Raw genomic sequence first — 25,993 nt, 5'->3', positions numbered from 1 at the left:
TAGGGACTCGACAGGTCGACGCGGGCCGGCTCAGTCGAGGTTGAGGCGGACGAGCTCGACGCGGCTGGCCACGCCGAGCTTGGGAAAGGCGCGATACAGGTGGTGCCCAACGGTTTTCGGACTCAGAAACAGTTGCGCGGCGATCTCTTTGTTCGTCGAACCGGCGGCCGCCAGTCGGACCACCTGGAACTCCTGCGGTGTGAGGACCGCGGCCAGATCGGTCTCCGGCTCCGGCACCGCGCCTTCGCCCGCCGCACGCAGTTCGGTGCGGGCACGTTCGGCCCACGGGGCCGCGCCGAGGCGGTCGAAGATCTCCAGCGCCTTGCGCAGGTGAGTACGGGCCTCCCCCGCACGCCGTTCCCGGCGCAACCATTCGCCGTAGAGCAGGCCGGTGCGCGCGTAGTCATACCAACGCTCCACTGCGGCATGCAGTTTCATCGCCTGCGCGAACAGCTCGCCGTCGCCGTTGAGCTGCGCCTGGCAGCGCAGCGTCAACGCCTCGGCCCAGGGCGAGTCGATAGCGCTCGACCACTCTTCGATATCGGTCAACGCCTCGACGCCGCGCTCCGGACTCCGCGTCCGCGCGGCGGCTTCCACCAGGTCCGATAGCAGATCGATCCACTGGCCCCGCGCCCGATTCGGCGAATGGTACTGCGCCTCCAGCCGATCGAGTGCGAGCTCGTTGCGGCCGAGACCGAGGTCGAGCAATGCGAGCGCCCAGTGGAAGTGCGCGATATCAATGGCGTTGTAGTCGGCGGGCGCCTCGCGCAAATTGCGTTCGGCGAGTTCGCGGCAGCGCTGCTCGTCACCGCGGACAGCCGCGATGATCGCCAGATTGCCCTCGGCATGGGAGACCCGGTTGGGCTGGCCGATATCGGCGGCGATCCGGCCGTACTGCGTCGAGGAAAGCTCGGCTTCGCGGAAACGACCGAGAATCATCTCCGTCGTCGCGAGCGTGCAGCCCACGGCGGGCAACCAGCCGATCATGCCGCGATCACGCAGCAACTCGGCCAACTCCGCCAACATGTCCCGCGCGTCGGGCATATCGCCGATCAGCGCTGCCTGCAGCGCGTAGGCGAGCCGAATGGAGATCATTTCGAGCGGAATGGCGCGGCTGAAGGCCACACTGGCGCGGATCTGCGCGACTCCGGCCGCGCGCTCGCCGGAATGCAGCATCAGTGGCCCGTTCACCGACGAAACCAGCAGCGCTCCCTGCTCACCGAGTGGCAGCGCCGCCATCCGGTCACGGGCCCGGATGACTCCGGTGAGGTCACCGGCGGTCCACGACGCGCGCCCCGCTTCGATCAAGGTCCACGCGGCACGCTCGGGATCAACAGATGCGAGGTGCTCGGCAGCCTCCATGAACAGGTTGTGCGCCTTGCGCAGTGAGCCGTGCTCGAATTCGATCAACCCCCGCACCCCGCCGATCCGGCCGCGTTGGCTCGGGTCGAGGTCCAATCGCTCGGCCTGCTCGGCGAGACGAAGAGCACGGTCGGTCCGGCCGGCCTCTGCGGCGATTTCGACCGCGGACATCAGCCGCCGGGCCCGCACGGCCGGGTCCGGCGTGAGCGATGCGGCACGTTCGAGCGCCGCGGCGGCCGAGGCGTGACCGGTCCGTTCGCGGGCCCTATCGGCGGCGACTTCCAACGCCGCGGCGACGGTCTCGTCCGGGCCCGTCGCGGCCGCGGCACGGTGCCACGCACTGCGGTCGGGATCATCGGCCAGCGCCGCGGCAATGGCGGCGTGCACCGCGAGACGCTGGGTGAACGACGCGCTGTGGTAGGCGGCCGCACGCTTGAGCGGGTGCCGAAACGACACGGACGGTCCGGTGACGCACACCATGCCGGAGCGTTCGGCCTCCGCGAGCGCGTCCGCGGTGAGCCCCATTTCGGTGAGCACCCGCAACACCAGACCGAGGTCACCGGTTTCCTCCGCGGCGACCACCAGCATGGCGGTGCGTGCGGACTCGGACTGATCGGCGATGAACTGCGCATAACCGCTCTGCAGACGCGACGGCAGCGGCAGCGGTCCGAGCTGCGGCGAATCGAGATCCATCCGCGGCAGTTCGAGCAGCGCCAAAGGATTGCCCGATGCCTCGGCGAGCACCCGCCGACGCACCGCGGGCTCCAGGTCCGGCCAGAAGTCCGCGAGCAGGGCGGCGGCGGCTTCGCCATCCAGCGGCGCAGGCCGCAATTCCGGCAAACCGGGCGCGGTGAATTCGGTGCGGCCCGCGAACAGCATCACGATGCCTTCGGCACCGAGCCGTCGGGCCGCGAACAGCAGTGCGTCGGCCGACGGTCGATCCAGCCATTGCGCATCGTCGATCAGACACAGCACCGGCCCCTCGACGGACAACTCGGCCAGCAGCGACAAGGTGGCGACTCCGACGAGGAACCTGTCGGCCTGCTCGGCCGGGCACAACCCCAGCGCGCCACGCAGCGCGTCCCGCTGCGGACCCGGCACCGCGTCGATCCGGTCCAGCGTCGGGTTGAGCAACAGGTGCAGGCCGGCGAAGGGCAGTTCGGATTCGCTCTCGATGCCCGTGCAGCGCAGCACCCGCCAGCCAGCCCCGGACAGTTCCTCGGCATGATGCAGCAACGCGGACTTGCCCTCGCCCGCCTCCGCGATGACCGCCAGCGCGCCGCTACGGGAGTGGCGTGCCCCGTCCAGCAAACTTCCGATCTGCTGTATATCTCCAGCGCGACCGTAAAGCATGTACGCCAACCTAAGCGGCGCGTGGAAAATCAGCAAACGATTCGGTCGCCGAAGTGGTCCACACCCTATTTCGCGGCTAGCTCGGCGACGGCGGTGTAGTCGTGGGCCGCGACGATATCGATGCCGTTGGGCAGCGCGTGCAACCGATGGATGGTGGCGAACGCGGCGTCGCGGTCGGCGTCGAACAGTTGACCGGGCATCGGCGCCTTCTCCCGAATCAGCTCTACCTGCAGCTTGTTCCACACCGCGTCACCGGCCAGCAGCACTCGGCTGCCGTCGTCGACCGCGAGCAGTACGCCGATGCTGCCCGGCGTGTGCCCGGCCAGATCGACGAGCAGCACCGAGCCGTCGCCGAACAGGTCTTTGCTGCGTAAGAAGGTCGCGACCGGTGGCCCGTCGAGCTCGAAGGTATCGAAGGTGCGGGCGCGCAGCGGACCGCGGGCGACGCCGACCGGGGCGTGCTCACCACCGAGAGCCCAGGCGTGCTCGGCGGCGGGCAGCCGAATGGCGACGGAATCGGGCAGCTCGAGCAGACCCGATACATGGTCCCAGTGCAGGTGGGTCGGGATCACGAAGTCGATCGTGGCGACGGCGATATCGCGGGCGGCGAGGGCATCGGAGAGCCCGAGCACAGGCTTGTGCGGGGCAACCAGCAGCGGGATCGGGAACGGGAGTTCGGGCAGCACCCGATCGTGCACGCCGGAGCACAGCGCCGGATCCACCAGGAAGCGCGCGCTCGGGTGCTCGATGAGGTAGGTCGACATCGTCATCGGCAGCTGACCGAAGCTCCGCACACCCTCGGCGACGATGGTCGTCGGGGCCGACATGCTGCCCTGCATCAGCACCGTCAGTCCGACGGTGACCTTCGCGGGCGGCAGCGGTTGCGGGTTCAGGCTCGCGAGCAACGCGGCATCGGGGCGCCGCGGGCGCAGCAACCGCCCTGGCGTCGCCGCTACCGCAGCGCAACAGCGTAAGACAGTGGGAAGGGTGGGTGTCCGCTCGCTGCTGTCGGCCATCGTGCCACCGTAGGCGATCGCGGCATTCGGTGAAAGAGGCGGGAGGCCAGGCAATTTCCGGCCTTGCCCACGACGATTTCTGCGGCATAATTTCTGGGGTACCGACCGCGACGGTCAGCAGCCCGCGGGCGGCGACTTCCGTGCGGCAACTTTGCGGTCGAGGGGGGAGGGAGACCGATGGCGTCCAGGCTTCCGAACCCACCTGGTCGGCGCACCGCACTCACCACCGCGGCCGTCGCCGCGATCGCGGATCTGCTCGGTGTCGAGGCCGCCGCGGTGTCCACCAGCGTCCCGTTCAGCGAACTCGGACTCGGCTCGCTCCAGCTCGCCCGGCTCACGGCGCGCCTGGAAGATGCCATGGGCGTCGAGGTTTCACTCACCGCGCTCTACGACAACCCGGATATCGAGCAGCTTGTCGAGTTTCTCGCGATGCGATGACAACCACCACCACCCCCGACCGGCCATATCCGCCGGTATCAATCGTCGGTATCGGCTGCCGGGTACCCGGCGCCGCGGGCGTTGCCGACTTCTGGCAGCTGCTGTTGGAGGGCAGGGACGCCACCGGCGAACCACCGGCCGGACGGCTCGGTGCGCGCCGCGGCGGGTACCTCGACGATGTCGAATCCTTCGACAACGATTGGTTCGCCATCTCCCGCCGGGAAACCGCGCTGATGGATCCGCAGCAGCGGCTTGCGCTGGAAGTCGCGGTCGAGGCCATCGATGACGCCGGCATCGGCTACCGCACCCGAGGTTCCGGTGCGGCCGTCGTCTTCGGCGCCTCCTCCTACGACCACGGCATCGCGGTGCTCGGTCACGGCGGACACGATGCGCCCTACGCGGTGACCGGCGCCGCGCTCAGCATCATCGCCAACCGGCTGTCCTACGTGCTCGACCTGCACGGACCGAGCCTGGTGGTGGACAGCGCCTGCTCGTCCTCGCTGGCCGCGGTGGACCTCGCGTTGCGCATGCTCGCCGACGACGCGGTGCCGTTCGCCATCGTGGGCGGGGTCAATCTCACGCTGCTGCCGCATACCTCCGACTACCTGGCCGAGGGCGGATTCCTGGCGCCCGACGGCCGCTGCAAACCGTTCGACGCCGCGGCGGACGGCTACGCCCGTGGCGACGGCTGCGGCGTGGTCGTCCTGCAACGCACCGCCGACGCCCTGCGCGACGGCAACCGGGCGTACGCCGAGATCGTCGGCTCGGCGGTCGGCTCGGACGGCCGCTCCAATGGTCTGTACGCGCCGAGCGGCCGCGCCCAACAGGAAACCCTGCGCACCGCATGGGCGCAGGCCGGGCTCGACCCGGGCACCGCGGGCTATCTCGAATGTCACGGCACCGGCACGCCATTGGGTGACGCGGTCGAGGTCGGCGCCATCGCGGCGGTGCTGCGGGGCGGCCATCCCGGCGCGACCTGGATCGGCTCGATCAAATCCACTATCGGTCACCTGGAGGCGGCGGCGGGCATCACCGGCCTGATCAAAACGGCGCTGTCCATTCGGCACGGCGTGATCGCACCGACCGTCCACTTCCACACCGAGAACCCACTGCTGAAACTCGCCGAGCACGGACTGCGCGTCCCGACCGAACCCATCGACTGGAGCGACACCGAGCTGACCGAACGCCGAGCCGGGGTGAGCTCGTTCGGATTCGGCGGCACCAATGCCCATGTGGTCTTGCGTGGCATTGCCACGCAACGCCCGCACCGCGGCGGCGAGCCGCCTGTGCTGATCGCGGTCGGCGGGCGCGATGCCGCCGACCTGCGGACACGGGCAGCCGGTTGGGCCGACCTGCTCGAGCGGGCTGACGGGCCCGGCGCCGACTCCAGTTCATTGCGGCAATTCGGTTCAGCCACAGTGCGCTTGATTCCGGAGGGCACCCGCGCCACCGTCGTCGCCCGGGATACCGGCGAGGCTATCGAGCGGCTGCGGGCCCTGGCCGCCGGAGATGAGGGCGCCGGCGTGCTCGGCCCGAGTTCGGTGCGACAGCGCGGCGGAGTCCTTTTCCTGTTCTCCGGCCAGGGCAGCCAGCACTCGAAGATGGGGCGGGCGCTCGCGGCTCGCTACCCGGTGTTCGCCGCAGCCGTCACCGAGGCTGCCGACGCGATCGCCGAGGCGGGTGGTCCGCGAATCTGGACTCCGCGCAAGGGGTTTGCCCTGGTATCCCCGGTGGCGAACAACGGCGGTGCGGCCACCGAACTCGTGCAGCCTGCGCTGTTCGCCTTCCAGGTGGGGATGGCGACATTGCTGGCATCGTGGGGTGTCACGCCCCAAGCGGTCGTCGGCCACAGCCTTGGTGAGGTAGCGGGAGCGGCCGTGAGTGGAGCGCTGTCGCTGCCGGACGCCGCCCGAGTCATCGTGCAGCGCAGCAGAATTCTGGCGCGGCTGGACGGTCACGGTGCGATGGCTGTGGTGGAGGCAGCGCCGGACGAGGTGGCGAACCTGGTCGAACCGCTGCGCGCGATGGTGGGAATCGCGGCGATCAACGGACCGCGTTCGGTTGTTGTCTCCGGTGCGCCCCGATACGTGGACACGGTGGTGCGCCGGGCCAAGCGGCGCAAGCTGTTCGCGCAGCGGATCGCCGTGGACTTCGCCGCGCACAGCCCGCAGGTCGCAGCCGTGCTGCCCGAATTCGTCGACGCACTCGACGATCTCGACCCGCTGGTACCCCACACGCTGGTCTATTCCACCGCGCACCAGGGCAAAACCATCAGCACGGCCGAGATGGACGCCAACTACTGGGCCGACAACGCTTCGGGCACTGTCGAACTCGCCGCGGCCATCGAGCGCGCCGCTGCCGACGGGCTCACCACCGTGCTGGAGATCGCGCCCCATCCCGTGCTGACACCGGCCGTTCGCGAGCAGGCCGACTTCCAGGATTCGACTCACCCCGTCGCAGGCCGCGACGACGAGGCCGCGACCTATCTCGCTTGCCTCGGGCGGCTCTACACCGAGGGACGGTCCGTCGACTGGTCCGCGCACGGGCCGTTCACCGCTGCGCCGCCACCCCGGCATTGGATCAAACAACGATTCCCATTGGTCAGCGCGCTCGATCCCGCCTCTGTCGCGCCGAGCCCTCCCCTCGGCGCGGGTGGCGACAATCCACCCCTGGCCCCGACTACCCACACAAGTCGCGACGGCGCAACGGCCGGTGCCGCCATCGCCGAATCGGCCTTTCCAGCAGACGATCTCGCCGACCACACGGTGCAGGGCGTGCCGACCGTGCCCGCCGTGTTCTGGCTGCGCCGATTGCTGCACCTGGCGCGCGGAGCGGCAGCCACGACGGTTGCCGACTTCGCGGTCCACGAGCGAACCGATCTGACCGCACTGCCTGCGGTGTCCTATCGGCGCGACACCGACGACGCCAGCGTGCGGGCGGAGGTCACAGGTGCCGGGACGCTGGCATCGGCTCGGCTCTCCGGTGACCCCACACCCGCGGATATCGTCGCATGGATGCGGGTGGTCGATGCGAATCGAGCTGCCCGCCGCCATATGCGCAGGATTGATCCCGATGGTTTCTACGAGGCTCTGCACGGCAGGCAGCTGACATACGGACCCGCGTTCCGCCCGCTGCGCGGTATCGAGGCGGGCCACGATTGTGCGCTGGGCGCCTTCGATGCCGCACCGCTACAACGCGCCGCGACACTCGATGGCTGCCTGCATCTGCTCGCCGCGGCGAGCTACGACGCCCTTCCCCCTGATGCGGTCCCCCTGCCGATCGGCATCGAATCGGCTTGGCTGTCCACAGAATCGGACCGCGTGGTGCTCGAGGCCCACGCCTTCGTCCGTGAACGCACAGACACCGGCCTGACCGGCGACATCGTCGGCACCGACCAGCACGGCGTCCCGGTGCTGGCCATGTCCGGTGTCATGGTCCGGTTCGCGGCGCTCGGCGCGTATCCGCCACCGATCCAGTCCGGTTCGGCCACCGGACCTTTCCGCCGTCAGATATGGCGGCCGATCCAGCTCGGGTTGTCGGCCGACACGTCGACGAGCAGTCCCGCACGTGGATCCGGGCACGCGCAACGAGCTCTCGTGATCGGCGAATCGGAGTTGGCCATGCGGCTGACCAGGGAACTCGACCGGACGCTGCCCACCGAAAGGGTCGCCCGCCAGCCCGACGCCGCAGGCCCGATCGTTTCCGCCGTGCTCGCGAGCCGGACCACCACCATCGCGCGCATCGCGGTCGTGCTGGTGTGGCCGTCCGGACACGATGCGACGCAACAGAGGGAATTCACGGGCACGGTCCCCGCGGTGGGACGGATACTGGATGTGATCCAGCGCGTCCAGTCCGACGACGCCACTGCCTCATTGACGATCGTGCTCCCCGACCACGGCCTGCCCGCCGGGACGACAGCACCGCCCGAGCCGGGCTCCGGCGGTGACAGCTCGGTGCCGATGGCGGTCGCCGGGTTGGTGCGCTCCCTGCAGCTCGAGTCGGGTCACGATGTCCGACTGGTGTGGAGTGATTCGGCCGCGGAGAGCACCGCGATGCTGCGCGGCATCATTGTCGAGACATCCGCCGCGCGGACCGATCGGATACCTGAGGAACTGCGCATCACGCGCGGCGTCACAACCACCCGCCGGTTCATCACCGCGCGCCGACGATCCACGTCGCCCGCGCCCATCGACGCCAACGGGACCTACGTGGTCACCGGCGGGCTCGGTGCGCTCGGCGCTGTCGCAGTGCGCTGGCTGCTCGACGCGGGGGCCCACGACGTGGTGGTGCTGACGCGCGCGCCCCGGCCGGTGCCCGAGCTGCTGGAGGGTCTGGAGGACCGAATCGTCGTCGTTCGGTGCGACGCCGCCGATCGAAACGATCTGTGCAACGCGCTCAACGACATTCGTGAATGCGGTTCCACCATCCGCGGCATCGTGCACGCGGCAGGCACTCTGGAGGACGCGGCATTCGAGGCCGTCAGCGGTCGGCAGCTCGCACGCATGTTCGCGCCGAAGCACGGTGCCGCAAGCAATCTGATCGAACTCACCGCCGCCGACGCCACCGATTTCGTCCTGCTGTGCTCTTCTGCCACCGGTGCGCTCGGCGCACCCGGCCAGGCCGCCTATGCCGCTGCCAATGCCGCCATGGACGCACTCGCTCTCGCCTATCCGGATCGTCGAATACTGAGCATCGGCTGGGGCGTCTGGTCATCGGGGCTTGCCGAAGTCGCGGGCGGGGCGGCGCATATGGGGCGCGCGGGTATCTCCGCGTTTACCGCCGCGCGGGGTGCGGAGCTGCTGGCGCAGGCGTTGCAGTACGACGACGCCTACCTCCTCGCACTGGACTACGCACCGACTTCGGATACATCGCAGGTCGCCCTTCGCCTCAGAGACTTACTCACCGCATCCGACGACGCCGCGACGACGCCGGCACTCCCCGACCGATCGAATATCGATGCCGCGATCGGCCCGGCCCCGCCGCAGGACCCTGCCGAACCACTGACCGCGACCATCCGCGCCGTGCTGAGCGCCACCCTCGACCTGCCCGCCGAACACCTCGATCCCACAGCCGACTTCAATGAACTCGGCCTCAGCTCCTTGCTCGGTATCGAGATGCGACGCAGGCTCGAAGCCCGGCTCGATGTCCGAATCTCGACCGCCGAACTCTTCGAGCACCCGACCATCACCGCGCTCGGGGCGGCCCTTGCCGGGCGGGTGGCCGCGGCGAATTCCCGCAAGGCCCTGTGATGCCGTCGAAAACTGCTTCCCCGCAGAATGTCCTGGCCGCTCGGCTCGCCGAGTGGGCGAGGACCAAACCTGGTGCCGACGCCTATACCGAATTGCGTTACCACGGTGCCGAATGCGTACCGATCACCCTGAACTACGCCCAATTGCACGGCGCGGCACTGATGCTCGCCCACCAGCTCAGGGCTTCGACTGATCCCGGCGACCGAGTGGCGATCCTGTGCGCCCACGGCATCGACTATGTCGTCGCGTTCTTGTCCTGTCTCTACAGCAACCGTGTTGCCGTCCCGCTCTTTCCGGCCACCGGCACCCGCAATCACGCTCGAATCGAGGGCGTGCTGGCGGATGCCCGGCCGGCGCTGAGCCTGATCTCGGCGACAGACCGGACGACCTCCGCGCTCTTCGGCCCCGCCCTCGGCCACGTGCTCACGCTCCCGGCGGATATCGCCGCCGCGGCCGTGACAGATCCGGTGATCGACACGGTTCGCGCCGACCTCGCCTACCTGCAGTACACGTCCGGCTCCACCCGAGCCCCGGCCGGGGTGGAGGTCACGCACGCCAATTTCGCGGCAGCACTGGATCAGGTGTGGTCCGCCGTGCCTGCGGTGCGGCACAAACCCATCGTGACCTGGCTGCCGTTCTTCCACGATATGGGCCTGGTCCTCGCTCTCTCGCTGCCGCTGTACTCGGGGGTGCACGGGGTGACGATGGCGCCCGCGGAATTCGTGAAGCGACCCATCCGATGGTTGCGCGCCTGCAGCGAATACGGAGCGGGAACCACCGGTGGCCCCAATTTCGGCCTCGCCCTCGCCGTCTCGGCGACCACACCGCGAGAGCGGGCCGGACTCGACCTATCCCGGCTGGACGCACTGCTCAACGGCGCCGAACCGATCCGCCCCGACGTACTCGCGGACTTCACCGCGACCTACGCCGCACACGGCTTCCGCAACCACGCGCACACCCCCGGGTACGGCTTGGCCGAGGCGACGCTGCCGGTGACAATCTGCCGGTCCGAGGACGACCCCGTCGCGCTCCGATTCGATCGCACGGCCTTGGCACGCGGGATGGCGGTCGCCGCCGCCGATGGCGTCCCCCTGGTCGGCTGCGGCGGCGCGGCGGGCCAGCAGGTCGCGGTGGTGCACGCGGGCGAGCGGATCGAGGTCGCGGACGGCACCGTCGGTGAAATCTGGGTCGCGGGGCCGAATGTCTGCGCGGGCTACTACGGCAACCCCGTCGCCACTGCGGAGCGTTTCGGCGCGGCCTTGCCCGGCAGTGCCGAATCCTGGTTGCGGACCGGCGATCTCGGCTTCTGGTATGAGGGACAGCTCTACATCGCGGGCAGGCTCAAGGACCTCATCGTCATCGATGGGCGCAATCACTTTCCCGCCGATATCGAAACAACGGTGGCCGCCTGCGCGCCCGAGGTGCGTCCCGGTCATGTGACCGCGTTCGGCCACGACGACGGCCACCGCGAAGAAGTGGTGGTGGTCGCCGAGCTGGTGACAGCGGAGACCACCGCGGCCGACGAACTGGCCGCGCTCGCCCACCGGATCCGGATCACCATCGCCACTGTGCACGAGGTGCCGCCCGGCGCTGTCGTGCTGGTCGAGCCAGGCCGCATTCCGAAGACCTCCAGCGGCAAGCTGCGCCGCGGCGAATGCCGGGCACTGTACGGGTCGGGCAGGCTGCCGCAGCTGGCCGCTATCGGCGGCGAGCTGCCACAGCGGTAGTCACGGCGGCGCGTAGCGACACGGAAGGCGCGCGCATCCCCGTTATCGCGAGCCGCGGCCGCGATGATGAGCCCATGGCGACCGAAATCATCTCCGTGACCTGGAAAGACCACCCCGACGAACACGACTATCCCGCCGCTGCGGACTACCTGGAGTTACTGGCCGAACCAGGGATCGTCGACGCCGTCGTCGCGGACCTGCGTGACGCCCCGATCGTGCACAAGAAGGCCAAGGACATCCTGCGGGCCGCCGGGCTGGACCTGGTCGGCGCCGAGAATCCCTATGTCCGACGAGATCTCATCAAGATCAACAACGGCAAGACGCTCTCGCCGATCCTGCTGGTGCGCGGCGACTTCCGGACCGGTGTGCCGATGGTGATCGCGGACGGCTATCACCGGGTATGCGCGGTCCACTGGGCCGACGAAAACATCGCGATACCCGCGAAAATCGCCGCCCTGCCGTGACGTTCTCCACCCTGGCCCTTGTCGTCGCACTCGGTCTGTGCGGACCGATCCTCGCCCTGCGCCGGTCGTGGCGCGTTCCGGTGATCCTGGGCGAGCTGATCGCGGGAATCCTGTTCGGCAGCACGGGTTTCGGAGTCCTGAATACCTCTGATCCGATTTTCGCCTTTCTGGCGGACATGGGTTTCGCGGTGGTGATGTTCGTCGCGGGAACCCATGTCCCGGTGCGAGATCCGGCCGTCCGCTCCGCGCTGGGGGTGGGCGCGATTCGTGCGGGTACGGTCGGTTTGCTCGCCATGGCGGCGGGTTTCGGTGTGGCCCGGTGGTTCGGCACCGGGCACGGCGCGATCTATGCGGTACTCATGGCGTCCTCGTCGGCCGCGCTGGTGCTGCCGATCATCGACTCGCTCGGCATGCGGGGAAAGCCGGTGCTGGCTTTGACAGCCCAGGTCGCCATCGCCGATACGGCGTGCGTGGTTGCGTTGCCGCTTGTCATCGCCCCAGCCGAGGCCGGGCGCGCGGCACTCGGCGCCATCGCGGTGGCCGTGGCCGCCACCATCCTGTTCCTGATTTCGCGGCAGCTCGAGCTCTCCGGTGCGCGCCGTCGCGTGCACCGCCTGTCCGAGGACCGCGCCTTCGCCCTCGAGCTGCGCGTGAGTCTCGCCGTGCTGTTCGCACTGTGCGCGCTGGCGACCCAGACGCACGTATCGATCATGTTGGCGGGCTTCGCCGCCGGGCTCGCGGTCGCCGGGATCGGGGAGCCACGCCGGGTCGCCCGCCAGCTCTTCGCCATCAACGACGGTTTTCTCGGTCCACTGTTCTTCGTCTGGCTCGGCGCCCGGCTCAATCTGCGCGAATTCGGCGAGCATCCGAAGCTCATCGGGCTCGGCCTGCTCCTCGGCGGCGGCGCGATCCTTGTGCATCTGGCGACTCGAGCCGTCGGACAGCCGCTGGCCTTCGGCGCGCTCGCCGCCGCACAGATCGGCGTGCCGGTCGCCGCGGTGACCGTGGGCACCCAACTGCATGTTCTGGTGCCGGGAGAATCCTCGGCCCTGATGCTCGGGGCACTGTGCACGATCGCCGGGGCCGCGTTGGCGGCAAGCCGGACAGCGGGAAGCACAAGGGCCGGCGGCTAGCGCGGCGTGGTCAACTGTCTTCGCGGCCGAGCAGCCGATCGGTTTCCCGGCGTTCACGTTTGGTCGGCCGACCCGAGCCCCGGTCGCGGCGCGGCATCGTCGCGAGGATCTCGCGCGACGGCGGCGGCGGGCTGCGGTCGATCAGGCATTGCGCGGCAATCGGAGGTCCGACACGTTTGGTGACGATTCGCTCCACGATCACGATGCGCTCGATGCCACCGGCGCGGATTCGCACCTCATCGCCGGGGCGTACGGGTTGGGCAGGTTTGGCCGCGGCGCCATTGACGCGGACGTGCCCTCCGCGGCAAGCCTCAGCCGCCGCAGTCCTTGTTTTGAACAGACGCACCGCCCACGTCCACGAGTCGACTCGCGCCTGTGTCGCGGTGTTCTGGTTGCCGGGTACGGCTGGTGCCACCCGTTAGACGATACGGCGTGCCGTAACGACCATGTCGGGGCGCAGCGTGGTGTAGGAGACCGGGTCGCCCGACTGGACCGCATTCAGCAGCTTGCCGTCGCCTGCATACATACCGACGTGACTGCCGCCGTTGGTTATGACGATGTCACCGGGCTGCAACTCTTGAAACGCCACCGGCGCGCCGACATGCGACTGTTCGAAGCTGGTGCGGGGCAGCTCGACTCCGGCCTGCCGGTAGGCCCACTGGACCAGACCCGAGCAGTCGAAGCTGTAGGGACCCGCGGCACCCCAGGAGTACTGGGCGCCGACCTTGGTCTTGGCCGCGTCGAGTGCGATGTTCGCGGGGGTGGATTGGAACATGCCCTGCAGGTTGGGCGCACCAAAGCTGGGCAGCTGCAACTGCGGGGCGGCCATCGGAGCCTGCGGCGCCACCGGCATCGCGGTCAAGGCCTGCTGGATCTGCTGATTGAGCTGCTGAACCGGCTGCTCGAACTCCGGCGGGACGTCGAAGTCACCGATGCCGGGGATGTTGATGGTGGCGGCCATCGCCGGGATCGCGGGCATCGCACCTGTCGATGCGGCCACCGCGCCCATGACGAGGGCACCCTTGACGGAATTCGGTAGCCGCGAATCCCGCTGCAAACTGTGTTTACCCACCGAGCTGAGTCTCCGATCTTGCTACTCTCCCGCCGACCGGGTTAGCTGACGGGCTCGGACCAGGAGATCGGCCCTACCTCACCAACCGAATTGGCTTGTGAGGATTCACCCCAGAGAAACCTGCGGTTCCCCGGCACGACAGCCGGGAGCCGGTGGCTCCGACAGTCGATTAGGCGGTGACTCCCTGGCGCCGTTTCTCTTACGAAGCGACAGACTCCATGAAGTCACGAAGAGATTACGATGCGGGCGCGGTGTTGTCCAGCGCACAGCGCAATACGTTCCGCGGTCTCGGCGAATTGCCTGCACGAGCGGCCGCAAGAGCAACACGCCCGGGTGATCACGACACGATATCGACGGAATCGGTTCCGTTATCCAATCGAAAGTCGCAGCCGGATCCGGTAGTGCGCGATCAGAATTCGGACGACTGCCCAGAATCGTCGCCGAGACGTTCGGCCAACGCTCGCTCGAGCTGACCGATGCGATGCCGCGCCTCGGCGAGGTCGACCTCGAGTTGGCCGAGCGCCATGACCAGCGGTCCGACCGCAAGATCGGCGACGAGCTGCGGATCGTCGTAGCCGCGCTCGATGGCGACCAGGATGTTGGAGCGGATGCGTCCGGCCACCGTCGCTCCGGCGGGCACGTTCCAGGATTCGACCACCTCGGCGGTGGTGACGGGAGTGGATTCCTCGGACATGCCCCTCCGTTCCTGTGCTGGACCGTTCAGCGAACGGCCACCAGCGTAGAGATTTCCGTGGCGATAGCAATAGCGCAATAACAACAAGGTAATTCGCGCCGCTAGCAGTATCTAGGACGCGCCGTAGACATCCGCAGATTTATCGGAGATGACGGGCTACGGTGTGTGGGCATGGACCCCGTGCGGAATCCGTATGCGCCAGGAGCCGGACAGCGCCCACCCGAACTGGCCGGACGCGACAAGCAACTCACCGCCTTCGACATCGTGCTGGAACGCATCGCACGCGGCAGGCCGGAGCGCAGCGTGATGCTCACCGGACTGCGCGGCGTCGGAAAGACGGTGCTGCTCAATCAGCTTCGCTCGGCCGCCGTCTCGCGCGAATGGGGTACCGGCAAAATCGAGGCGCGTCCGGATCAGGAACTGCGCCGCCCGCTGTCCTCGGCACTGCACATGGCGGTCCGCGCGGTCGCCATGGCGCACCGGAATCCGGAGCGGGTCGACGACTTCCTCGGCATCCTCAAGGCTTTCGCACTGCGCTCCACCGCGGACAAGGGCATGCGGGAGCGCTGGCAGCCCGGCATCGACGTGCCCGCGGTAACCGGTCGCGCCGACTCCGGCGACATCGAAATCGACCTCATCGAACTGCTCAAAGAGGCGGCGGCGCTGGCCAGTGATATCGGCGTCGGCATCGCGATCTTCATCGATGAGATGCAGGACCTCGGCCCCGCGGACATCTCCGCCATCTGCGGCGCGTGCCACGAATTGAGCCAGGACGCAGCGCCGCTCATCGTTGTCGGCGCCGGCCTCCCCCATCTGCCCGCAGTGCTGTCGGCGTCGAAAAGTTACTCAGAGCGACTGTTCAGCTATCACCGCATCGATCGGCTCGATCGCGCATCGGCCGACCAGGCGCTCATCGCACCGGCCGAACGTGAGGCGGTGAAGTTCACCGATGAAGCGCTGGACGCCCTGTACCAAAGGGCCGACGGCTATCCATATTTCGTGCAGGCTTACGGCAAGGCCGCATGGGATCAAGCCCCGGAGAGCCCGATCGGCATCGAGGATGTCGAAGTGGCCGCACCGACCGCCGAGGAGGAATTGGCCGTTGGCTTCTTCGGCTCCCGCTATGAGCGAGCGACACCGGCGGAGCGCGAATACATGCGCGCCATGGCAGACCTGGCGGGGGACGACGGCCCGGTGGCGACCGCGGCTGTCGCCACCGAGCTCGGCCGCAAACCCGCCTCGCTGTCGCCGGCCCGCGACGGGTTGATCAAGAAAGGGCTGATCTACTCGGCCGAGCGCGGCACCATCGGGTTTACGGTGCCGCATTTCGGCCGCTATCTACGCAGCGTCTGATTGCTACCCATTTGCCTCCCTATCAAGATCATTAGAGATCCGTAGAAATCTCTTTCCCGACAGACCTACCGGCGAGTAACTAAAGTTCTACACTCGAATGTGATCCTGATCACGTCCGAGGAGGACATCATGGCGACCACCGCGAAAGTCGACGCGACCGAAGAACAGGCCCGGGCACTTGTCGAGGAGTCTCGCGAAACCAGCTGGGTCAAACCGTCGTTCGCAAAGGAGATGTTTCTCGGACGGTTCCGGCTCGATCTGATCCACCCCTACCCGCAACCCAGCGCCGAAGACGCCGCGCGCACCGAGGCCTACCTGGCCCGGCTGCGGCCGTTCTGCGAAACGATCGACGGCGCCGTGATCGAAGCGGAGTCCCGGATCCCGGACGAGTACGTGAAGGGCCTCGCCGAGCTCGGCTGCTTCGGCCTGAAGATCTCGGAAGAGTACGGCGGCCAAGGTCTCTCCCAGGTCGGCTACAACAGGGCGTTGATGCTGGTCGGCTCGGCGCACCCCGCGCTCGGCGTGCTGCTGTCGGCGCATCAGTCCATCGGCGTCCCCGAGCCGCTGAAGCTGGCGGGCACCGCCGAACAGAAGGCCGAGTTCCTGCCCCGCTGCGCCGCGGGCGCGGTCAGCGCCTTCCTGCTCACCGAACCCGACGTCGGCTCCGACCCCGCTCGGATGGCGAGCAGCGCGACGCCGACCGAGGACGGCGAAGCCTACGAGCTCAACGGCGTCAAACTGTGGACTACCAATGGCGTCGTCGCCGAACTGCTGGTGGTGATGGCGCGGGTGCCCAAGAGCGAAGGGCATCGAGGTGGCATCTCGGCGTTCATCGTCGAGGCCGATTCGCCGGGAATCACGGTGGAGCGGCGCAATTCGTTCATGGGCCTGCACGGCATCGAGAACGGCGTGACCAGGATGCACAACGTCCGCGTCCCCAAGCGCAACCTCGTCGGCCGCGAGGGCGACGGCCTGAAGATCGCGCTCACCACGCTCAACGCCGGTCGCCTCGCCATTCCGGCGCTGTGCACCGCGGCGTCGAAGTGGTCGCTGAAGATCGCGCGGGAGTGGAGCACGCAGCGGGTCCAGTGGGGAAGGCCGGTCGGCGAGCACGCGGCCGTCGGCGAGAAGATCTCCTTCATCGCGGCCACCACCTACGCGTTGGAAGCGGCACTCGACCTCTCCGCGACGATGTGCGACGAGGGCCGCAACGACATCCGGATCGAGGCCGCGCTCGCCAAACTCTGGGCCAGCGAAATGAGCTGCCGGATCGCCGACGAGCTCGTGCAGATCCGCGGCGGCCGCGGCTATGAGACGGCGGCTTCGCTGCAAGCGCGCGGCGAACGCGCGGTGAGCGCCGAGCAATTGGTCCGCGATCTGCGGATCAACCGCATCTTCGAAGGCTCGAGCGAAATCATGCGGCTGCTGATCGCCAGGGAGATGGCCGACGCGCACATGTCCGCCGCGGGCGCGCTCGTCGATCGCAACGCCGAGTTCAAGGCCAAGGCCAAGGCCGCTGTCGGCGCGACCGGCTTCTATGCCAAGTGGTTCCCGCAGCTCGCGGTCGGCGCGGGCACCGTGCCCGCGACCTATGGCGAGTTCGGTGCGTTGGCCGGGCACCTGCGGTTCGTCGAGCGCAATGCGCGCAAGCAGGCCAGATCGTTGATGTACGCGATGGGCCGCTGGCAGGCAGGCCTGGAGTACCGGCAGAACTTCCTCGGCCGGATCGTCGACATCGGCGCCGAGCTGTTCGCGATGTCGGCGGCCTGTGTGCGGGCTCAGTCACAGCGGGCCGCGGGCGCCGAGGAGGCCGCCGCCGCCGAGGAGCTCGCCGATGTGTTCTGCAGGCAGTCGCGGGTGCGGGTGCGCGCGCTCTTCGACGCGCTGTGGGATAACACCGACGACGAAGACCGCACCCTCACCAGGGGCGTCCTCGACGGTCGCTACCGCTGGCTGGAGGAGGGCGTGCTTGATCCGAGCGAGGGCACCGGGCCGTGGATCGCCGAGTGGCAGGTCGGTCCGTCGACCGAGGCGAACCTGCTGCGCCCGTTCCTGCCCTCCACGAGGACCCGTCTGTAGTCGTCGACGCCGATCGGCCGCACCTCGCGGCGTCGCGGCGGCGGCCCTGGCCGCCAACGCCACGCTCGGTGCGGCCGATCGGCCTGTCTTCATCGGTATAGGAAAGCCGCTAGGTACACGCAGGCTCCGGATGCGGGCGCGTGGGTGACCGTTGGATAACGAAATCTAGTGGACTCTAGGGAATCTGGTCGATTCACCGATAGTCGGCGGCCGAAGTGGTTGATCATGGGTTTCTATCAAAATCTAGCGTTTGACCTACTGTTTCGTAGATTCTCCTATCGAGATCGGCCGGGCCGGCGGCGATGTCGATCACCGGCGTCGGTTCGGCATCGTGTCCATAACGGAGGGTATGGGCGGCTAACGCCAAGGAAATGACTACCGACAACCAGGCAAGACGCTCCGCTCGAGGTGACCCGACAGTCACAGGAGAACCCTCATGTCCACGACCATCGCCCGCTTCGCCGCCGACCATGACGGCCACCGGATCACGGTGTCGGCCGACGACGGCGTCCCGATCGCGGTTCGCACCTTCGGCGCCGACGACGCCGCGCTCACCGTAGTTTTCGTGCACGGTCATTGCCTGCGCACCGAATCCTGGTCGTTCCTGCGCGATCAGCTCTCGCGCCAGTGGGGACCAGGCACCCGGATGGTCTTCTACGACCATCGCGGCCACGGCGAATCGGGCGTGGCCGATCCGGCCAGCTACACCATCGACCAGCTCGCGCACGACCTCGACGCCGTGCTGCGGGTGGTGGTGCCGACCGGCCCGGTCATCCTGGTCGGCCATTCCATGGGCGCCATGGTCACCCTCGCCTACTCCCGCCTGTTCCCCGCGGCGATCGGCACCCGCGTCGTCGGCGTCGGCCTGATCGCGGGCGCCGCCAACGGCATCACCGAGGTGGGCCTCGGCCGCTTCCTGCATCGGCGGGCAGTGAATTCACTGCAGGTGGCGGTGCTGCGCGCACCTCGAGTCATGCAGGCATCCAAGCGGCTGACCCGGCGGATCTTCGAGCCGATCCTGCGCGAGGCGACCTTCGGCACCAGGAAGGTGAATCCCAGGATGATCGCCGTCGCGACGGCGATGCTGAACGAGACCCCGCTGCTGACCATGTCGAGTTTCCTTGCCTCGCTGATCACGTTCGACGAGACCGCGACGCTGCACCGGCTCGGCACCATCCCGGCCCTCGTGCTCGCCGGTTCCGCGGACATCGTGGTGCCCTTCGCGCATTCGGTGGTGCTCGCATCGCAACTGGCCGGATCCGAGCTGGTCCGACTGGAGGGCGCGGGCCACAGCGTGATCCTCGAGCGCGCGGAGGAAGTGGCACTGTCCATCGCGGGGCTGGTCGATCGAGTCTTCGCCGACATGCACGGACAGGGACCGGAGTACGCGGCCGTCAGCTGAGCGAAGGCCGACCATCGACTTTGGCAACATTTCGGCGAACCGCCGGAATTGGATGCCGACGAGCCAAAACACGATTCCTCACGTACTGTGTTGGAGATCACGTTGTGTGGTGAGTCACATGACTTGGTGCAGCACGCTCCGAGGCAGACCACGGAAACACCGCTGTGACCGAGTTCGTATGTTCACCAAGGAACACAGGAGGTAACGATGACACGCAGCGATATCGCGGAACTTCGCTACGCGGTCGGCCAGCTCCGGCAATCTATCGGCGCACTGCGCTCCCACTATGGCGACGCAAACACCGTGCGACGACTGGAGAACGACCTCGAGCGGCTCGTCATCGACGCCGATGAGCTCGAGCAATCGCCGCCGCCGGAGGTCACCCACCGACCCCAGGACACCATCTACGTCCCGGACAGCAAGTCGGACGAGGCAGCCTGGATGGGCGCGCAGGACGAAGGCCTGGGCTTCCACTCCCGCCCGCGCACGAAGTAGCACATGCCGGTCACCGCCTGGAGCACCTGCACCGGGCGGTGTTCACGCATGTCTCAGGCCCGGTGCCTGCCGAATCGACGGGGTCGAGAGCCGTGAAAGCGGGCCCCGAGTGGTGCGGTCGCGACCGGGGTCGTCGCCGCTGATTCGAACAGGGCCGCGATGCCGTGGTCGTGGCCGAGCGCGATCGCTTCGAGCCCGTAGCGACCCTCGGTGCGAGCCAGTTCGTGCAGCATCGTGGTCATGATGCGCAGGCCGGTGGCGCCGACCGGGTGGCCGAGAGCAATCGCCGAGCCATTGACGTTGAGACGGTCGCGGGTGTCGAAATCCCACTCCTTGGCCAGCGCGAGCACTTCCACGGCAAAGCCCTCGTTGACCTCCACCAGATCGACATCGTCGAGGGTGAAGCCGGTGCGGCCGAGCACCTTGGCGACAGCCGGCGCCGCACCGAGAGTCGCTGTGCCGGAATCACATCCGGCCGCGGCCCAACCCACGAGATAGGCCATGGGGGACAGATCGAGTTCGTCGAGCCGGTCCTCGGCGACGACCAGGCAAGCGGCGGCGCCGTGCCGGTGCGCGCTCATATTTCCGGTGGTGACGACGCCCTCGGAAAGCAACGGACGCAGCGCGGCGAGGGTGTGCGTCGAGACATCGTCACGCACGCCCTCGTCCCGCAGTATCTGATGCCGCGATGCGGTGTCGTCGCGGGAATCGGACCAGTCGTGCCCCTCCGGCACCACGCCGACCGGGATCACCTCGGCGGCGAAGTGACCCTGCCGCCACGCGCGAGCGGCTTTGCGATGGCTCGCCACGGCGAACTCGTCGGCTTCGGCCCTGCTGATTCCGTAATAGCGGGCCAGGTCTTCGGCATTCGCGAGATCGCCGGGCCGGACCTGGCAACCGTGGCCGGTCACCGCGTCCGCGGCACACTCCACACCACCCGCGACCACCACGTCGGCGGCACCGGTTTGCACCATCATCGCCGCGGTGATCACCGCCTGCAGGCCGCTGCCACAGCGGCGATCGGTGAGAAACCCCGGCACGGCGAAGGGCAGCCCGGCACCGCGGGCCGCGAGCCTGCTCAGCTCCGGCGCACTGGTTGCGCCACCGTCGACGCGGGCCATCGCGACATCCTCGACGCGCATCGGGTCGATACCCGATCGATCGATGACCGCCGAGAGGACAGTCGAGGCAAGCCATTCCGGCGGCATTCCCGATAGCGCTCCCCCCTCGACTCCACTCGGAGTTCGGACCGGCGCCACGATCGCGGCTCTTCTCATGCTGATGACTCCTTCCCCGGCCTGCCCGTCCGGTGCGACACAAGCATCAGCCCATGTCAGCGGGTAATTCCCGAGAGAAAAGGTCACCACAATTTTATTGCCGCCGTGTGACGATCGAACCGCCGATTATTCGACCTGGAGTCTTCTTTGTTCCACACCCGCTCGAATCACGTTCTGTTTACGCCGCGTTCGATGCGTTTGCGGTCCGTTCACTGCCGCGCGCCGACTACCCGACAGCCGACAATGTGGCGCAAATCACCGGCGTCGCAGCGGGTCCGTCTTGCCGGGACCACACTCGAGCAATAGCGGGGGTGTCGTATGGTGCTCAGCATCACATTCGATTGCGGAGGTAACGATGACCACCCGCACAGCAGATCAGCGAGGCATCCACCTGTGAGTGCCGCACCGACCGCCGGCCCGGAAACGGGCACAGGCGTCTTCAGTAAGACCCGGGCTCGAATCTCGGAGCGCACGCTACGCACCGATCGATGGTGGGTGCCGCCGCTCGTCACCGTGCTCGGCCTGGGCGCCTTCATCCTCTACGCGACGATCAGATCATATGTGCGAACGGCGTATTGGGTTCCGGACTACCACTACTTGACGCCGTTCTATTCACCGTGCCTGAGCACCTCGTGCGTGGCGGGTTCGAGCCATTTCGGGACGCCGTTCGGCGAGCTGCCCGTGATCCTGCCGCTCGGCTTCGTGGTGCTGCCGTTCCTGCTCGGCTTCCGGCTCACCTGCTACTACTACCGCAAGGCCTACTACCGCGCGGTGTGGTTCTCCCCGCCTGCCTGCGCCGTCGCCGAGCCGCACGCCAAGTACACCGGCGAGACCAGGCTGCCGCTGATCGTCCAGAACGCGCATCGCTACTTCTTCTATGTGGCCATTGTGGTTTCGCTGATCAACACCTATGACGCGATCGTCGCATTCCACGGCAAGACCGGCGGTTTCGGATTCGGTCTCGGCAATATCGTGCTGCTGGCCAACGTGATCCTGCTGTGGGCGTACACGCTCTCATGCCACTCATGCAGGCACATTGCCGGCGGACGGCTCAAGAACTTTTCCGCGCATCCGGTGCGGTACTGGTTCTGGACCCAGGTCTCCAAGCTGAACACCCGCCATATGGCGCTGGCCTGGACAACTCTCGGCACCCTGGTGCTGACCGACTTCTACGTGATGTTGGTTGCCAGCGAGACGATTTCGGACCTGCGGTTCATCAACTGAAGGAGTATTCGCGGCCATGCCAGAAGTGGAACGGCACAAGTACGACGTCGTCGTTATCGGTGCCGGTGGCGCCGGACTGCGCGCGGTAATCGAAGCAAGGGAACGCGGCCTTTCCGTTGCGGTGGTGTGCAAGTCGTTGTTCGGCAAGGCACACACCGTGATGGCCGAGGGCGGCTGCGCCGCGTCGATGGGCAATGCCAACGAAAAGGACAACTGGCAAACCCATTTCAAGGACACCATGCGCGGTGGCAAGTTCCTCAACAACTGGCGCATGGCCGAACTGCACGCCCAGGAAGCACCCGACCGGGTGTGGGAGCTGGAAACCTACGGGGCGCTGTTCGACCGCACCGCGGACGGCCGAATCAGCCAGCGCAACTTCGGCGGCCACACCTACCCGAGGCTCGCGCACGTCGGCGACCGCACCGGGCTCGAGATCATCCGCACCATGCAGCAGAAGATCGTCTCGCTGCAGCAGGAGGACTTCGCGGAAACCGGCGACTACGAGTCGCGCATCAGGGTCTTTCACGAATGCACCATCACCGAGCTGCTCAAGGACGGCGATCGGATCGCGGGCGCGTTCGGCTACTGGCGCGAATCGGGCCGTTTCGTGCTGTTCGAAGCGCCCGCCGTGGTGCTCGCCACCGGCGGAATCGGCAAGTCCTACAAGGTGACCTCCAATTCCTGGGAGTACACCGGGGACGGGCACGCGCTCGCGCTTCGAGCGGGCGCGACGCTGATCAATATGGAATTCCTGCAGTTCCACCCGACCGGCATGGTCTGGCCGCCGAGCGTGAAGGGCATCCTGGTCACCGAGGGTGTGCGCGGCGACGGTGGAGTGCTGAAGAACTCCGAGGGCGAGCGGTTCATGTTCGACTACATCCCGCCGGTCTTCAAAGGGCAGTATGCCGAAACCGAGGAGGAGGCCGATCAGTGGCTGCGCGACAACGATTCCGCGCGCCGCACGCCGGATCTGCTGCCCCGTGACGAAGTGGCCCGCGCCATCAACTCGGAGGTGAAGGCGGGGCGCGGCACCGAACACGGTGGCGTGTACCTGGATATCGCCTCCCGGCTGCCCGCCGACGAGATCCGGCGACGGCTGCCCTCGATGCATCATCAGTTCAAAGAGCTTGCCGACGTTGATATTACGAAGGAGCCGATGGAAGTCGGCCCGACCTGTCACTACGTCATGGGCGGCATCGAGGTCGATCCGGACACCGGCGCGGCGACCGTGCCCGGGCTGTTCGCGGCGGGCGAGTGTTCGGGCGGCATGCACGGCTCGAACCGGCTCGGTGGCAATTCCCTGTCGGATCTGCTGGTCTTCGGCAGGCGCGCGGGCATGGGCGCGTCGGACTACGTCGAGCAGCTGACCGAGCGGCCGGTCGTCGCGGACACCGACTTGGCATCGGCGGCGAAAGCGGCCGTGGCCCCGTTCGATCCGCCGCCCGCAGGCACCGGAGAGAACCCCTACACGCTGCACACCGATCTGCAGCAGGCCATGAACGACCTGGTCGGCATCATCCGCAAGGAACACGAGCTGGAGCAGGCCATCGAGCGGCTCGCCGAGCTGCGCGAGCGCTTCGCGGGCGTGGTGGTGGAAGGGCACCGGCAGTTCAACCCCGGCTGGCATCTCGCGCTCGACCTGCGCAACATGCTGCTGGTCAGCGATTGCGTGGCACAGGCGGCGTTGTTGCGCACCGAAAGTCGCGGTGGGCACACGCGCGACGATCACCCGGCGATGGACGCCGACTGGCGCAACAAACTGCTGGTCTGTTCGATCGACCCCGCCGACGCGGGCGAGGCCGTCCCGCCGGTGCGCGTCACGCCGGAGCAACAGGTGCCGATGCGCGCGGAACTGCTCGCGCTCTTCGACCTGACCGAACTCGAAAAGTATTACAACTCGGACGATCTCGCCGCTCATCCGGCCGGGTCGACCACTGCTGCGAAAGCTGAGGCGTAGCAATGGGTTACGACGCCAATTTCCGCGTATGGCGCGGCGACAACGACGGCGGTGAGCTGCAGGATTTCACCGTGCAGGTGAACGAGGGCGAGGTGGTGCTCGACATCATCCACCGGTTGCAGGCCACCCAGGCGCCCGATCTCGCGGTGCGCTGGAACTGCAAGGCGGGCAAGTGCGGTTCGTGCTCGGCCGAGGTCAACGGGCGACCGCGGCTGCTGTGCATGACGCGGTTGTCGACATTCCAGCCGGAGGAACTCATCACCGTCACCCCGATGCGCACCTTCCCGGTGATCAGGGACCTGGTGACCGACGTGTCCTTCAACTACCAGAAGGCCAGGGAGATACCGTCGTTCACACCGCCCAACGATCTGAAGCCCGGTGACTACCGGATGAAGCAGGTCGATGTCGAGCGCTCGCAGGAATTCCGCAAGTGCATCGAATGCTTCCTGTGCCAGGACACCTGTCACGTGGTGCGCGACCACGAGGAGAACAAGGACGCCTTCGCGGGGCCGCGCTTCCTGATGCGAATCGCCGAACTGGAGATGCATCCGCTCGACGTCGCCGATCGCCGTGACCTCGCGCAGGACGAACAGGGCCTCGGCCTCTGCAATATCACCAAGTGCTGCACCGAAGTCTGCCCGGAACACATCAAGATCACCGACAATGCGCTGATCCCGATGAAGGAGCGCGTGGCCGACACGAAGTACGACCCGCTGGTCTGGTTGGGCAACAAGCTCTTCCGACGCTGAGCGCGAGGTGACCACCGGCCGGGTCGACACCCGGCCGGTCGGCGCACCCTTACAACATTGCCACTACTCCGACAGCGACGACCCACACCAGCACGCCGACGAACAGCGCCGACAAGAACGAGCTGGTGAGGACGAACACCCCTACCGCTGACACCGCGAACAGCAGCGCAACGATCAACCATTCCACCCAATCGCCCGGCCGCAATTTCTTGTACCGGGGGTGGGAATTCTTGAGCCCACGGTCCACAAATTCTTGTCTACCCGGTATTTAGCCCAGGCAAACACAATTTGTTGCCGAACCTCCGCCGTTTCGTGATCAACACCGTCCGCCCCTCAGGTCACACACCCTGCGTCAGGCGGTAAGCGGCCACCCCCTCGGCACGATGACAGCCTCCGAACGCAGCCAGACAGCACCAGTGTTCGCGCCCCATCTTGTCCCAAACGATGAATGGCGCACCCACCAAAGCCGCGAGATCCCCACCCACGCGCCCACTCGGCACGATGATGTCTTCCGAGCGAACCGAGACCGAGCACTAGAGTTCGCGACCCCAACGCACGTCCGAATACCCCGAAGCGCAGACAACAAGTCGCAAGATCCCCACAGACACACCCGCTGGGCACGATGACACCTTCCGAGTGCAGCGAGCCCGAGCCCTAGAGTTCACGGCCCGCCCCGCCTCCACAGCCGCCGAAGCGCATCGACCGAAGTCGCACGCTCAGCTACCAGCGCCTCCACTAGGCACGATGACACCTACCGAGCGAAGCGAAACCCCAGCACCAGAGTTCACGGCCCGCCCCGCCTCCACAGCCACCGAAGCGCATCGACCGAAGTAACAAGCTCAGCCACTGACGCCCCCACTCGGCACGATGATGTCTTCCGAGCGAACCGAGACCGAGCACTAGAGTTCGCGACCCCAACGCACGTCCGAATACCCCGAAGCGCAGACAA

At 67.4% G+C, this 25,993-nt stretch carries 19 protein-coding genes and 1 riboswitch; of the genes, 12 read left to right on the top strand and 7 right to left on the bottom strand.

The genetic code is table 11. The annotated features are described in order from the left end of the window. Positions 1-30: 30 nt before the first annotated feature. On the bottom strand, positions 31-2,751 hold the full coding sequence (locus tag ACFU4Z_RS03170; protein WP_379059347.1) for a LuxR C-terminal-related transcriptional regulator: 2,721 nt from the start codon (positions 2,749-2,751) through the stop codon (positions 31-33). Positions 2,752-2,780: 29 nt separating this feature from the next. Further along, complete coding sequence (locus ACFU4Z_RS03165) at positions 2,781-3,731, bottom strand: MBL fold metallo-hydrolase (RefSeq protein ID WP_379059345.1); 951 nt, start codon at positions 3,729-3,731, stop codon at positions 2,781-2,783. A gap of 177 nt (positions 3,732-3,908) precedes the next feature. Here ACFU4Z_RS03165 and ACFU4Z_RS03160 point away from each other — a divergent pair, with 177 nt between their 5' ends. From ACFU4Z_RS03160 to ACFU4Z_RS03140, 5 genes are all read left to right on the top strand, one after another. After that, positions 3,909-4,169, top strand: a complete 261-nt coding sequence (locus ACFU4Z_RS03160; RefSeq protein ID WP_379059344.1) for an acyl carrier protein — start codon at positions 3,909-3,911, stop codon at positions 4,167-4,169. Beyond that, a complete protein-coding gene (locus ACFU4Z_RS03155; protein ID WP_379059342.1) occupies positions 4,166-9,418 on the top strand; it encodes an SDR family NAD(P)-dependent oxidoreductase in 5,253 nt (1,750 codons plus the stop codon). The genes ACFU4Z_RS03160 and ACFU4Z_RS03155 overlap by 4 nt, the downstream gene beginning before the upstream one ends. Further along, complete coding sequence (locus ACFU4Z_RS03150; RefSeq protein ID WP_379059341.1) at positions 9,418-11,145, top strand: fatty acyl-AMP ligase; 1,728 nt, start codon at positions 9,418-9,420, stop codon at positions 11,143-11,145. The genes ACFU4Z_RS03155 and ACFU4Z_RS03150 overlap by 1 nt, the downstream gene beginning before the upstream one ends. Before the next feature lie 86 nt (positions 11,146-11,231). Next, positions 11,232-11,609, top strand: a complete 378-nt coding sequence (locus ACFU4Z_RS03145; protein WP_379060305.1) for a hypothetical protein — start codon at positions 11,232-11,234, stop codon at positions 11,607-11,609. Further along, positions 11,606-12,742: a cation:proton antiporter gene (locus tag ACFU4Z_RS03140; RefSeq protein WP_379059339.1), complete on the top strand. Its 1,137-nt coding sequence runs from the start codon at positions 11,606-11,608 to the stop codon at positions 12,740-12,742. Before ACFU4Z_RS03145 ends, ACFU4Z_RS03140 begins: the two co-directional genes overlap by 4 nt. A gap of 10 nt (positions 12,743-12,752) precedes the next feature. Here the strand turns inward: ACFU4Z_RS03140 and ACFU4Z_RS03135 are convergent, their stop codons facing one another. The 3 genes from ACFU4Z_RS03135 to ACFU4Z_RS03125 all read right to left on the bottom strand — a co-directional run bounded on the left by ACFU4Z_RS03135 (position 12,753) and on the right by ACFU4Z_RS03125 (position 14,508). Further along, on the bottom strand, positions 12,753-13,157 hold the full coding sequence (locus tag ACFU4Z_RS03135; protein WP_366528525.1) for an RNA-binding S4 domain-containing protein: 405 nt from the start codon (positions 13,155-13,157) through the stop codon (positions 12,753-12,755). Positions 13,158-13,160: 3 nt separating this feature from the next. Then, positions 13,161-13,751, bottom strand: coding sequence for a C40 family peptidase (locus tag ACFU4Z_RS03130; RefSeq protein WP_379060303.1), 591 nt, complete (start codon positions 13,749-13,751; stop codon positions 13,161-13,163). A gap of 82 nt (positions 13,752-13,833) precedes the next feature. Then, positions 13,834-14,000, bottom strand: a riboswitch (cyclic di-AMP (ydaO/yuaA leader). Positions 14,001-14,223: 223 nt separating this feature from the next. After that, entirely contained in the window at positions 14,224-14,508 is a 285-nt protein-coding gene (locus ACFU4Z_RS03125) for a hypothetical protein (protein ID WP_379059338.1), read from the bottom strand. 171 nt (positions 14,509-14,679) lie between these two features. On the opposite strand from ACFU4Z_RS03125, the gene ACFU4Z_RS03120 reads away from it, so the two are divergent. The 4 genes from ACFU4Z_RS03120 (at position 14,680) to ACFU4Z_RS03105 (ending at position 19,837) form a co-directional block, all read left to right on the top strand. Next, positions 14,680-15,861 carry an AAA family ATPase gene (locus ACFU4Z_RS03120; RefSeq protein ID WP_379059337.1) on the top strand — a complete coding sequence of 394 codons (1,182 nt, stop codon included), beginning with the start codon at positions 14,680-14,682 and terminating at the stop codon, positions 15,859-15,861. A gap of 129 nt (positions 15,862-15,990) precedes the next feature. Then, a complete protein-coding gene (locus tag ACFU4Z_RS03115; RefSeq protein ID WP_379060300.1) occupies positions 15,991-17,940 on the top strand; it encodes an acyl-CoA dehydrogenase family protein in 1,950 nt (649 codons plus the stop codon). Between the two features lie 436 nt (positions 17,941-18,376). Beyond that, on the top strand, positions 18,377-19,342 hold the full coding sequence (locus tag ACFU4Z_RS03110; protein WP_379059336.1) for an alpha/beta fold hydrolase: 966 nt from the start codon (positions 18,377-18,379) through the stop codon (positions 19,340-19,342). A 207-nt stretch (positions 19,343-19,549) separates the two neighbouring features. Further along, positions 19,550-19,837: a hypothetical protein gene (locus ACFU4Z_RS03105; protein WP_379059335.1), complete on the top strand. Its 288-nt coding sequence runs from the start codon at positions 19,550-19,552 to the stop codon at positions 19,835-19,837. A 53-nt stretch (positions 19,838-19,890) separates the two neighbouring features. On the opposite strand, the gene ACFU4Z_RS03100 is transcribed toward ACFU4Z_RS03105, so the two are convergent. Further along, positions 19,891-21,114, bottom strand: a complete 1,224-nt coding sequence (locus ACFU4Z_RS03100) for an acetyl-CoA C-acyltransferase (protein WP_379059334.1) — start codon at positions 21,112-21,114, stop codon at positions 19,891-19,893. Between the two features lie 393 nt (positions 21,115-21,507). On the opposite strand from ACFU4Z_RS03100, the gene ACFU4Z_RS03095 reads away from it, so the two are divergent. The 3 genes from ACFU4Z_RS03095 to ACFU4Z_RS03085 are packed head-to-tail and all read left to right on the top strand — an operon-like array spanning position 21,508 to position 25,044. Continuing rightward, on the top strand, positions 21,508-22,338 hold the full coding sequence (locus tag ACFU4Z_RS03095) for a hypothetical protein (RefSeq protein WP_379059333.1): 831 nt from the start codon (positions 21,508-21,510) through the stop codon (positions 22,336-22,338). A gap of 16 nt (positions 22,339-22,354) precedes the next feature. Next, on the top strand, positions 22,355-24,295 hold the full coding sequence (locus tag ACFU4Z_RS03090) for a fumarate reductase/succinate dehydrogenase flavoprotein subunit (protein ID WP_379059331.1): 1,941 nt from the start codon (positions 22,355-22,357) through the stop codon (positions 24,293-24,295). 2 nt (positions 24,296-24,297) lie between these two features. Next, positions 24,298-25,044, top strand: a complete 747-nt coding sequence (locus tag ACFU4Z_RS03085) for a succinate dehydrogenase/fumarate reductase iron-sulfur subunit (RefSeq protein WP_379059329.1) — start codon at positions 24,298-24,300, stop codon at positions 25,042-25,044. Positions 25,045-25,093: 49 nt separating this feature from the next. Here ACFU4Z_RS03085 and ACFU4Z_RS03080 read toward each other — a convergent pair whose 3' ends face one another. After that, positions 25,094-25,291 (bottom strand): hypothetical protein, encoded by a 198-nt coding sequence (locus tag ACFU4Z_RS03080; protein ID WP_328407623.1) that lies wholly within the window; start codon positions 25,289-25,291, stop codon positions 25,094-25,096. Between the last annotated feature and the right edge of the window lie 702 nt (positions 25,292-25,993).

The organism is Nocardia sp. NPDC057440, assembly GCF_042802915.1.
GTDB lineage: Bacteria > Actinomycetota > Actinomycetes > Mycobacteriales > Mycobacteriaceae > Nocardia.
This window is presented reverse-complemented; position numbering and strand designations above follow the sequence as displayed.

Coding starts and splice junctions, on each gene's coding strand:
- ACFU4Z_RS03165 (WP_379059345.1), bottom strand. CDS start 3,731: ATGGCCGACAGCAGCGAGCGGACACCCACCCTTCCCACTGTCTTACGC.
- ACFU4Z_RS03160 (WP_379059344.1), top strand. CDS start 3,909: ATGGCGTCCAGGCTTCCGAACCCACCTGGTCGGCGCACCGCACTCACC.
- ACFU4Z_RS03155 (WP_379059342.1), top strand. CDS start 4,166: ATGACAACCACCACCACCCCCGACCGGCCATATCCGCCGGTATCAATC.
- ACFU4Z_RS03150 (WP_379059341.1), top strand. CDS start 9,418: ATGCCGTCGAAAACTGCTTCCCCGCAGAATGTCCTGGCCGCTCGGCTC.
- ACFU4Z_RS03130 (WP_379060303.1), bottom strand. CDS start 13,751: ATGGGCGCGGTGGCCGCATCGACAGGTGCGATGCCCGCGATCCCGGCG.
- ACFU4Z_RS03125 (WP_379059338.1), bottom strand. CDS start 14,508: ATGTCCGAGGAATCCACTCCCGTCACCACCGCCGAGGTGGTCGAATCC.
- ACFU4Z_RS03120 (WP_379059337.1), top strand. CDS start 14,680: ATGGACCCCGTGCGGAATCCGTATGCGCCAGGAGCCGGACAGCGCCCA.
- ACFU4Z_RS03115 (WP_379060300.1), top strand. CDS start 15,991: ATGGCGACCACCGCGAAAGTCGACGCGACCGAAGAACAGGCCCGGGCA.
- ACFU4Z_RS03110 (WP_379059336.1), top strand. CDS start 18,377: ATGTCCACGACCATCGCCCGCTTCGCCGCCGACCATGACGGCCACCGG.
- ACFU4Z_RS03105 (WP_379059335.1), top strand. CDS start 19,550: ATGACACGCAGCGATATCGCGGAACTTCGCTACGCGGTCGGCCAGCTC.
- ACFU4Z_RS03100 (WP_379059334.1), bottom strand. CDS start 21,114: ATGAGAAGAGCCGCGATCGTGGCGCCGGTCCGAACTCCGAGTGGAGTC.
- ACFU4Z_RS03090 (WP_379059331.1), top strand. CDS start 22,355: ATGCCAGAAGTGGAACGGCACAAGTACGACGTCGTCGTTATCGGTGCC.
- ACFU4Z_RS03085 (WP_379059329.1), top strand. CDS start 24,298: ATGGGTTACGACGCCAATTTCCGCGTATGGCGCGGCGACAACGACGGC.